At 39.3% G+C, this 9,910-nt stretch carries 9 protein-coding genes; 1 reads left to right on the top strand and 8 read right to left on the bottom strand.

The features are described from left to right. The 6 genes from GRP75_RS13765 to GRP75_RS13735 all read right to left on the bottom strand — a co-directional run. A partial coding sequence (locus GRP75_RS13765) for a substrate-binding domain-containing protein (protein WP_160789575.1) occupies positions 1–596 on the bottom strand: 596 nt, incomplete at its 3' end. Positions 597–1,107: 511 nt separating this feature from the next. Next, positions 1,108–2,889: a hypothetical protein gene (locus GRP75_RS29240; RefSeq protein ID WP_202404133.1), complete on the bottom strand. Its 1,782-nt coding sequence runs from the start codon at positions 2,887–2,889 to the stop codon at positions 1,108–1,110. Then, on the bottom strand, positions 2,882–3,319 hold the full coding sequence (locus GRP75_RS13750; RefSeq protein WP_160789574.1) for a hypothetical protein: 438 nt from the start codon (positions 3,317–3,319) through the stop codon (positions 2,882–2,884). Before GRP75_RS13750 ends, GRP75_RS29240 begins: the two co-directional genes overlap by 8 nt. Further along, positions 3,300–4,463, bottom strand: a complete 1,164-nt coding sequence (locus GRP75_RS29235; RefSeq protein WP_202404132.1) for a hypothetical protein — start codon at positions 4,461–4,463, stop codon at positions 3,300–3,302. The genes GRP75_RS13750 and GRP75_RS29235 overlap by 20 nt, the downstream gene beginning before the upstream one ends. 828 nt (positions 4,464–5,291) lie before the next feature. Further along, positions 5,292–5,618: a nucleoside triphosphate pyrophosphohydrolase gene (locus tag GRP75_RS13740; protein WP_160789573.1), complete on the bottom strand. Its 327-nt coding sequence runs from the start codon at positions 5,616–5,618 to the stop codon at positions 5,292–5,294. Between the two features lie 76 nt (positions 5,619–5,694). Next, the gene (locus GRP75_RS13735) at positions 5,695–6,234 is read right to left on the bottom strand and encodes a hypothetical protein (protein WP_160789572.1); all 540 of its coding nucleotides are present in this window, start codon (positions 6,232–6,234) and stop codon (positions 5,695–5,697) included. A 452-nt stretch (positions 6,235–6,686) separates the two neighbouring features. Here GRP75_RS13735 and GRP75_RS13730 point away from each other — a divergent pair, with 452 nt between their 5' ends. Beyond that, complete coding sequence (locus GRP75_RS13730; protein ID WP_023987345.1) at positions 6,687–7,034, top strand: helix-turn-helix domain-containing protein; 348 nt, start codon at positions 6,687–6,689, stop codon at positions 7,032–7,034. 41 nt (positions 7,035–7,075) lie between these two features. On the opposite strand, the gene hcp is transcribed toward GRP75_RS13730, so the two are convergent. Both hcp and GRP75_RS13720 read right to left on the bottom strand, forming a co-directional pair. Continuing rightward, entirely contained in the window at positions 7,076–8,368 is a 1,293-nt protein-coding gene (hcp, locus tag GRP75_RS13725; RefSeq protein ID WP_028543172.1) for a hydroxylamine reductase, read from the bottom strand. A gap of 145 nt (positions 8,369–8,513) precedes the next feature. Next, on the bottom strand, positions 8,514–9,815 hold the full coding sequence (locus GRP75_RS13720; protein WP_160789576.1) for a response regulator: 1,302 nt from the start codon (positions 9,813–9,815) through the stop codon (positions 8,514–8,516). Positions 9,816–9,910: the final 95 nt, after the last annotated feature.

The following is a 9,910-nucleotide window of genomic DNA, read 5'->3' as shown; positions in this document are numbered from 1 at the left end:
CTGCGCACGACCAGTTTTCCGGAATCCACGTACGGTTTAAGTACAGACATCGCACCATTAAAGAAGAAATAAGCGTTATTGTCATCCGGTGAACCACCGAACAGCTCGATATTGAATGGGCCTTTGCCTTCCTTGAGTCCCAACTTTTTCTCAATATATGCCGCCTGTAGCACGCCCACCTTAAAGTTATCGAAGGTCGCATAATACGTCAGATACGGTGTGTTGCGAATCAGCCGGTCGTAAGAAATGACCTGAATGCCTCGGTCGTGTGCCTTCTGAATCACATCCGTCAGCGTGTTTCCATCGACCGAAGCGATCACCATAACATTGACACCCTTGGTGATCATATTTTCGATTTGGGAGATTTGGTTTTCCACCACGTCCTCGGCGTACTGTAAATCCGTTTTATAGCCTTGCTCCTGAAACAACCGGACCATATTTTCTCCGTCCCCTACCCAACGCTCGGACGATTTGGTCGGCATGGAAATGCCTACGTAGCCTTTTTCCTTGCTGCCCGTTCCACTCTCCGCCAAATTACAGGCCGAAAGCATCAGGGCCAAAACCAGAAGCCATACGACAACAGCTCCTTTTTTCATATGAAGTTCCCCTTTCCTCATGTGATGCGGGTCATTTGAAGGTAAGTGCTGATTAGAGTTGAAATTAGATAGCGCTTACATAAGTGAGGCAACGAGTACCTCTCCTTTTTTTATGTGCAAACACATGGTATCATTCCAGGCCGGGAAAGGTCTTTGCTGGTTTTGAACTTTTTTTATAAAATTTTAACCTTTGTGGTGGGGGAGGAGGGATTTAAGTTGGAATAAGGATCATCAGGATCGCACATATACCTTGAAAATGCAAAAAGACTTTGGCCTTTTTACGATTGGCAAAAGTCTCAATTTGTAGAATCATTAAAAACGGCTATCTAAAGAGTTACACTTTTTTGGAACTTATTCACAGAGGCTCATATTTCTTATTACCTATGCCTCAGTAACGAACCATACCTAAATAAATTATAAATTTAATTAAATGATTTGAGTTATTATTAGGCATCCCATTCCCCGTTAATACTTAAAGGCTTAGATAAATAGCTTTATTTTTATCAGAAACCTAAGTTTGGTCTTCCTCCGCATCTCCATTCATTTTTGAGGTGAAAAAAGGATTAAAACCTGTTTTAAATTCAGTAACTAAGTTCTCCGAATGGTCTGGTTTTAAATCCAATGTTTCATATTCCTCATCATCAAACATAAAAAGTTGTAATTTGTTTTTTCCGATACTTTCATATGCTTTAGATATTACTCTGCCTATAGCTTTTGAATTTGAATGATCAAATGGCTTAGATAAATGATCGATAACCAATATAGGGATTATTGGATATTTATTCTCCTCTATTAATATTTTCAAAAATCCGAAATAACCGCACAATTGAATTAGTGTATGCCTTGCCATACTTCCAATATAATAATTAACAGCCTTCTTTTCTTTTAATTCATTTTCATCAAATTCTGTTTTAATTATTGTGGGTTGCAATATATTACCTTTTTTTAGATATTGTATCTTGAAACCTTCTTGGTTGAAATCATCATCTACCACTGAAGAAATATCCTTTGCAGATTGATAAAGATCTGTAATAAACTTGGATAACCCCTCAATTTTTTTATTATCATCAGAATTTTGCAATACCCTTAATTCTTCACGTATTTCTTTGATTCTCTTTTTTTTCTGTTTTAGCTCATCTTCATAGGATCTAATATCTGCCGATAAATAATCTTCTATAATTATGATTGCCTTTGCCTTTTCTTCCATTGAAAATAGTTTGAATCGAGAATCGTTTCTTTTTATTTCCATTTTCACTTGTTCTCTTTGTTTCTTTAGTTCATTTATAGTACTGTCCCCGATTAGAAATTTACTAAACGATATTGTAGAATCAAGTTCAGAAATTAACTTTTGTAATGGAGAAACTAAATATTCAAAATCACTATTTTCTCCAAGTAGTGAATTCAGCTTCTCTAATAATAACTTTCTGTTTTGATTGTCTCTCTCAATTTGCTTATAATCAGAGATTCGGTTTTCATATATTTTAATTTGTTCAGAGATGTTGCTATACATTACTTCCAAGTCAGCAATATTCTTCTCTTTCTTGCTTAGAACAAGGTCATTCATGTTCTTTATTTCATTAAGTTTGATTTTTATATCTTCCGCATTTTTCCCAGAGTACCAAATTCCAGTTCCTAGTTTCTGAAGGTTCTTATTTATTTGTGCAAATATAAAATCATACCTTGCTGTTGCAGTTTCTAACTCCCTCACTTCAGATAATAGAGAATTCAATTCTTTTTGTAACTCATATATGCGCTCAAGATGTTTATTGAATATGAAATTTAATATAGGCGCCAGTTTTACCGAATATTTCACATCACTACATTTGTCAAAAAAATCATGAATCGCTCCTTGCCTTTTCTCACCAAGAAAATTAAACATTGTAAATGATCTATAGGTAAGTTCTTCCTCTGTAAAGTTTTTCAAATCTTTAAGGAGGTCAATATCTCTTGCAAAAATTTTATTTAGCCTTCCTTTATACTCCCTTAAATCTATAAAGGCTGTTTCCTCTTCATCTGAATAATAGAGATAATTTATATTAGGATTACTGGTTCTTGATATTTTAAAATTTAAACCATTATATTCAAACTGCATTGTTGCCTTTGCTAATGTTCCATTGTACCAAGGCTTTTTTCTAATATCTTCCGAGGACCCGAACATAAAATCAATAAAACTATAGAACTCAGTTTTTCCAGAACTATTTTTACCTTTGAAATAATTAATCCCTGGTTTAAACTCGTATATGAATTTACTATCATCAACACTACAAAGCTCTAAATTAATTATTTTAAACATTATTAGTGACCTCTTTCATAAATTGTCTTTCATTTATACCCTTACTGTATTCAATGGCTTTTTCGAGGAATTTGGTTTCTTTGAATATACTTTGACTATCAGATAAATTATCCTTAATCAATAACAAATCATTTTCTACAATAATAATCTTCCTAGTTTTCAATACATGGATTGCCTTAATAATAAACTCTACACTGTTACAGAATTCTAAATAGTCTCCAGAAAGGAGCGAAAGACATTTATAAATAATATCTTGAGTATTATTTCCGTTATAAACACTATTAGGGATAAAACGCTGTTTTTTAATTAAGTAGGCAAAAACTAATGTTTTAGTTATGCTTAATCTCCTATGCTTCCTAAGAATATCTAAAACTATTTCACAAAAAATACTAACCTGAATGGATTCAACTTCAATTTTCAGTTGTCTCATGTTTATCATCCTTCCAAGAAATTTGGATGTCTTCGATTCCTTCTTTTGTTAAAAATATTCCTGATCCAAAACGAACATGTTCATTTTGTGCATATGTGTTCCCTTGTTGTTTTGTTGCATTCAAACGATTAAATGGTGTATCATTTCCATTTTTTTGTAATTCAAATTTAACCATCTCAAAGTTCTCATGTGTTGTTTCTTCGATATTATCAATCTTACCGATCTTATTTAACTCCATATATTTAAAACGTAACTCCTTGTAATACTCACCGTATCCCAAATGCGTTTTAATTATAGGCTGTGGCAGTTCACAAGCAAGTAATTGCTTATATTCTCTAGATTTTGAGATACTTAAATCATTAAAATCAATAGAGTGAAGCTTTTTAAAATCCGAATATTGAGGGAGCGTTATTTCTTCCGTCATCCTACTGCAAATTTCTTCTACTAATGTCATGAATTTTTTATAGGTGAATATATAGGGTTTTTTACTATATATGCTATCCATGATTTGTACGGTAATATGCTGTAACAATTCCTTTATTCTTTGATAATAAACAACCTTATTTATACCAGCTTTTCTAAATAACTCTGAACAATTTTCATCTATTTTCTCATCAATATTTTCCATAGAAACAAATTCGTATTTTTCTTTAATAGATTCGTATACATTTTTGAATTCTTCTACTTCTTTGTATATTTTTTTAACCTTTGTAATAGTGGCCTTATTACTCTTATCCGAGTCTCTAATTGATTCAAAAAGTGTTTCCGCTGAATTACTAAACAATATATCTGTATTGTTATATTCAGCATCAGTAAACAACGTATATTTGGAAACCTTATATTCCGAAGATTCGAGTAAAATCCAATTGAGTAACACTTGTACTGCGGTACTTTGCGTGATAGTGGTTCTCTTAACTTGCATTGTTTCATTTGTTGAACTACCAACTATTTTATTCAAAAATTTTTCATCAAAATCATCTAGTTGTTGAGGTTTAATTTTCTTCATATTAATATCATCAATCGTTTCAAACTCAATTTGCATTCCTTCTTTAAGCTTTAACATATAATAAACAAATACTCGTATTTGATAAGAAAATCCGCTCAAACTATATATTCCACTGTTATCCAGTATGTATGGTTCCATAATTGCACCTCATATACTAATTATTTCGTTACATAAATACTTTTTTGAATCATAACAAATAATTACATCCCTCAAAACTACTTAGTCATTTGCAAATTTATAAATGATGTAAATATAATGGTCCATATGAACTACTACTTTCGACATAATTTTATATTCCTCCTGCTTTTCCCATTAATTTTAGTATCATTAAAAATATTCCTACAATTTCTTTAAATCCAAAAAACTTAAATAATAACAAAAAGAACCTCTGTAATTACTCCAGAGGCCCTCTCTACGGCTAATTGGGTTCATCTTAACAAACCGTCAACTCTACTCGATTCCCTTCCCTAATTATACACAATCCGCTCCACCATTTTCTTCAACGCCCGATTCTGCTCTTCACTCGTCTGCGACGCTCCAAAGTACTTGCTTCTGTTATTATGTCTTCTTCATACGATTCATGTGGCTTGTCCAGAACTCACTTTTGTTTCTTTAATTTCTGCGCTTAGACCTCAATTATCACCTGTGCATCATTATAACGATTACCATTCATTTCAATCTTCGCATATACTTGCTTCATTTAATATTACTTCCTGCTGTAACGAACCTTTTGCTGATGTTTACTACACTCTCTCAATCACAAACACAAATAATCTCTTTATTTTCTTTCCCCTGTATAATTCCATATTTCTCTTAAACATTTTGACGATGTAGTTGAATACATTTCCTTAAAAAATAGATTATCAATCCGAACTGCATTATAAAAGAAGTCATAATAAAATCCCGGAGGCATATCGTATCTCCGCGATAAGTCCATCCGCTAAATTATCCGTAATGAGCTTGACATTAAGCTTCATCGACATCAATTAAAAACACCCGCTCCTGGAATCCGCCCCGTGCCTCGGCTTTGTCTGCCCGTAGCTTGTCCAGTTCTGCTGCATTCGCCCCATGTACTTCTGCCAGCGCTCGGATGACTTCCAGCATATCCGCCAGCTCTTCCAGCGCATCCTGGTCTTTGTCCGCTACAAAATATTCCTCGACTTCTTCACGAAGCTTGCTTCGCAGTTCCTGCTTGTATTCCTCTGGGTCTAAAATGCGTGTCCGACATTCCTTGCCCTGAGACATAATGAGGTGCGGAATTCGATCCCGCACCAGTTTGTTGTATGTAGGCATATGAAATAACACCCTTTCTGATGTGGAAGTGTTAGCCAGCATCCAACATCTTCCTTTGCGTCATTATATCATTAGCTCAAAAAGAACCGGGTATTATTGATAAAAGATCTACCGATTCATTGAACGAATTTTCTTTATAAATAGATGGATACCGCTTAGACGGATCAGCTACGATCCGCTGTGACAGAGACTCTAGAATAGAGTCCGTTTTATAAAGCAACCTGTCTACTTCCCCCAGCTTCATTGGCTCTTTAGATACATCATCTTCTCCCGAAACCAGATAATGTACCGTACCGATAAACAGCACCATATCTAAATTGGGCTCAGCCTCTGTGTGAATTAAAGGGAACAGGTCAGTCACGGATAAACGAATATACAATGGAATGATTTGGTTTCGATGAACATAAATGGCCTTGGCCATAGAAAACATCGCTCGATCACAAAGAATGAGGCAGTTGTGAAACTGATGATGGTCGCGCATCATCTGTGCAAGCTTGATCTGGTATTCGGCAAGCTTTTGAAAATCCATCATGCAATTGAATATGTAGGTGTCGCTGTACTTAGGCAATTTGAAATCGGAATCACTATGTAGGGGACTTAAGGAGTAATGTTTCAAGGGGAATCAACTCCTGAATTAAAATTTCATAAACGAGGATTTTGCAAAAATCCCATAAGCGACTTCCAATGAACAAAATATAGATGGAAATAGTTTAGTTCGTCTATATCTTGCACTTCGGAGCGACTGGTATCGAATTTTGCAAAATCCTGAAACAATGTGAGCAACATAGCACAATTATGTAACCATCAAGATGTATAATTTTCTAGCTACCGGACAAGCTTCATAATAAATATTACTATATAGTAGTTTTTAATTCAATTTACTTACTAACACTTATTAATTAGATGTAACTCTTTCTCTACACTTCTAACTAGAGGATTTTGCAAAATCCAATAAGCGACTTCCAATTAATAATATATAGATTGAGATGATCTCGTTCGTCTATATATTACATTTTGGAGCGATTGGAATCGAATTTTGTGAAATTCTTACTATAGAGAGGTGTAATCATGTCAGAACTTTTAGAATTAGTCGGTACACGTATTCGAGATATCCGAAAGTCTAAAGGGCTTTCCCAAGAAGCTTTAGCCGAAAAAGCAGGATTCAATTCGAGTTATATTGGTTTCATTGAGCGAGCGGAGAGAAATATATCTTTGAAAAATCTGGAGAAAATAGCGAAGGCATTGAACGTGGGCGTCTATCAGTTGCTTACATATGTGAAGGACAATGATGAGCTTACCGAAGAAGATTCGAGTATAAAAACCATTTTGACTCTCCTAAGGACTCGTGAATCCAAAGATACTGAGCTGGCATTAAAGATTCTTACGGACATCTTTATAAGAATCGATGAACGATGAAACAAAAAAGGAACTGCGCTTTGCAGTTCCCCACCAACCCCTTACGACAACGCCAACATCGCTTTCATATCTTCCTCTGCGGTAGTAATTAGCTTCAAGCCAAACATCTCCACCAGTACATCCAGTACGCCAGAAGAAATGAACTCAGGCGGCTTCGGCCCAATGCGAATATCTTGGATGCCAAGGCTGAACAAGCCTAGCAGGATGGCGACCGCTTTTTGCTCAAACCAGGACAGAACAATGCTGACAGGTAGCTCGTTCACCGTACAGCCGAAAGCATCCGCTAATGCCAGAGCGATTTTAACAGTAGAACCCGAATTGTTGCATTGTCCCAAATCAATATAACGCGGAATGCCGGTATCTCCAACGGTGCCATAATCCACGTCATTAAAACGGAATTTACCACAGGACGTGGTCAGAATAACCGTATCGTTCGGCAAGGATGTAGCTAGCTCGCGGTAATAGTTACCACCTTTGCCTGGTGCGTCGCAGCCTGCAATGACGAAGAAACGGCGGATATGCCCGTCTTTAACTGCCTGAATAATCTCAGGAGCCAGCCCAATAACCGTCTCATGATGATATCCCGTTGTAAGCACCTGCTCCGAATCTACATCTGCAGCTGGCAGGGCTAACGCACGCTCGATCAATGGTGAAAAGTCGTCGTCCATGATCTTGGCTACTCCCTCCAGCCCGGCTACTTCATAAGAGAAGAAGCGGTCTGCATACGTGCCTTTAATCGGCATAACACAATTCGTCGTGGCGAGAATCGCACCTGGGAACTCCTCGAACAGTCGGCGTTGATCGTACCAGGCTTTACCGATATTCCCTTTGAGATGTGCATATTTCTTCAATGCCGGATAACCGTGGGCAGGCAGCATTTCTGAGTGGGTATAGATGTTGATGCCTTTACCCTCCGTCTGCCGCAGCAACTCCTCCAGCGCATACAAATTATGTCCAGTCACGACGATACATTGGCCTTCGATTTTATTCTGACTGACGGTAATCGGCTGCGGAATGCCAAAACGATCCGTATGCGCACGATCCAGCACATCCATGATCCGTACAGCCGCATTTCCGACCTTCATCGCCATTTCCAAATGCTCTTGTACATTAAAGTTAGAATTGGTTAAGGTCATATATAACGCTTCATGCGTGATGCGATCTACCTCAGGATCGGTATAGCCCAACTGGCGAGCATGTGTCGCATAGGCAGCAATCCCTTTTAATGCAAAAATCATCGTATCCTGCAAGCTTGCTATCGTCTCATCCTTGCCGCACACCCCAACTACTTTACACCCGCCACTCGGCGTCTGTTCACATTGATAACAAAACATATCGTTTTCCTCCAAATATTGATAGATATTTGTTCGTTATCCCCAGCGTAACAAACCCCTGAATGCGTAGGTGTGATTACACACACATTTTTTCTTACAGTTTATTATGAAACAGTGTGGGACTCATCCCTCATTTCAATCCTTCCTACTCTACCGTGCTTTCTTGAATTCCACCGCCTTTACGGTACTGCACAGGGGACACGCCCATAGTCTTTTTAAAAGCGGTGCTAAAATAGTGCTGACTGTCGTAACCCGTACGATCTGCTATATCATAGATAGACAACGTCGTGGAATCTAGCAGCTGTACTGCTTTACGGATACGGGCACGCGTGACGAGGGTCACGAAACTGTCGTTGAGCTCCTTTTTGAGCACACGGCTGAGATATACGGCGGATACTTGTAGACGCGAAGCAAGGGCTTCCAACGTCAGCTCCCGATCGGCGTAACCTTCCTGAATAAGCTGCCGAGCCCGGCGTACAATGGGAGACAGCTGCGATTCGCCATACACTCGATCCCGACTCACCCGGTAGGCGTCAATTGCGCCTTCCAGTCCACCCGCGTTGGGCTCCACATGCGTATGAACCGCTATATTCAGGTAGCGCCCAATCGCCTGCTCCATGGAAGCGCCTATCGTCTCGGGTGCCTCCTGCCACAGGCATATGCCGATCAGTCCGTTCGCATCGCGGAACAACACATGCGGGCAGTCCTCCAGCAGTTCGCCAATAATATTTTCAGCAGCAAAAAGAAATAACTGGCGGTCATTCTCGCGCATAATCGTCTGCCGGGCCTCTGCCGCAGGCCACCGTACGACACCGATCTGAGCAGGCGGCCGCGATGGAAGCCGTAAAAACGCCAACTGCTCCATGACGTCTTTTCCCGTGTGTTGCCCTTCCAGCCATTCCAGGCAAAACCGCTGGCGCAGCAGCGGAATATTCCGTTCAATCTGTCCGGCGGCTTGTTCTACATAGGCGGCACGCTTGTGCTCTTCGTCCATTCGCTGACGAAGCCGCAACAACGTAGCATGAAGCTGCTCCGCATCTACCGGCTTCAAAATATAATCCTCTACGCCAAGTCGGACAGCCTCCTGCGCATAAGCAAACTCATCATGCCCGGAAATGATCAGACAGCGGCATTCCGGACGCTCGTCCCGCAGCCGCCGAATCAGTTCAATGCCGTCCATGAACGGCATATTCATATCGACCAGCACGATGTCGATATGAAGCTGACCCACCAGCTCCAGCGCTTCTTCTCCGTCCTCCGCCTCTGCTGCCACTTCCATGCCCAGAGCCGCCCAGTCTATGCAATCTCGTATCCCCTCTCGGATGATCGGCTCATCATCTGCGATCAATACTTGATAACGTTTTGCCGTCCCTATGGTCACTTCCGTTATGGCCTGGTCAATCAGACTCGCCGTTGTCGAGTTGTCTGTGGCCTTTGATTTCGTCAGCCTGACCCTCTCCTTTTTCATAAGGCTTCTTCAGTTGTGCCATATCCAGCAGCAACGGATGAGTGATCGTCACGCAGGTACCTGTCCCTTCTGTG

It is taken from the genome of Paenibacillus sp. OT2-17, from assembly GCF_009827695.1.
Classification (GTDB): Bacteria; Bacillota; Bacilli; order Paenibacillales; family Paenibacillaceae; genus Paenibacillus; species Paenibacillus polymyxa_B.
Note: the sequence above shows the minus strand (reverse complement) of the source record. Positions and strands in the feature narration are given on the sequence as shown.

Bases quoted from the DNA above. Each gene is read 5' to 3' on its own strand.
- GRP75_RS29240 (WP_202404133.1), bottom strand. From the start codon at position 2,889: ATGTTTAAAATAATTAATTTAGAGCTTTGTAGTGTTGATGATAGTAAA.
- GRP75_RS13750 (WP_160789574.1), bottom strand. From the start codon at position 3,319: ATGAGACAACTGAAAATTGAAGTTGAATCCATTCAGGTTAGTATTTTT.
- GRP75_RS29235 (WP_202404132.1), bottom strand. From the start codon at position 4,463: ATGGAACCATACATACTGGATAACAGTGGAATATATAGTTTGAGCGGA.
- GRP75_RS13740 (WP_160789573.1), bottom strand. From the start codon at position 5,618: ATGCCTACATACAACAAACTGGTGCGGGATCGAATTCCGCACCTCATT.
- GRP75_RS13730 (WP_023987345.1), top strand. From the start codon at position 6,687: ATGTCAGAACTTTTAGAATTAGTCGGTACACGTATTCGAGATATCCGA.
- hcp (WP_028543172.1), bottom strand. From the start codon at position 8,368: ATGTTTTGTTATCAATGTGAACAGACGCCGAGTGGCGGGTGTAAAGTA.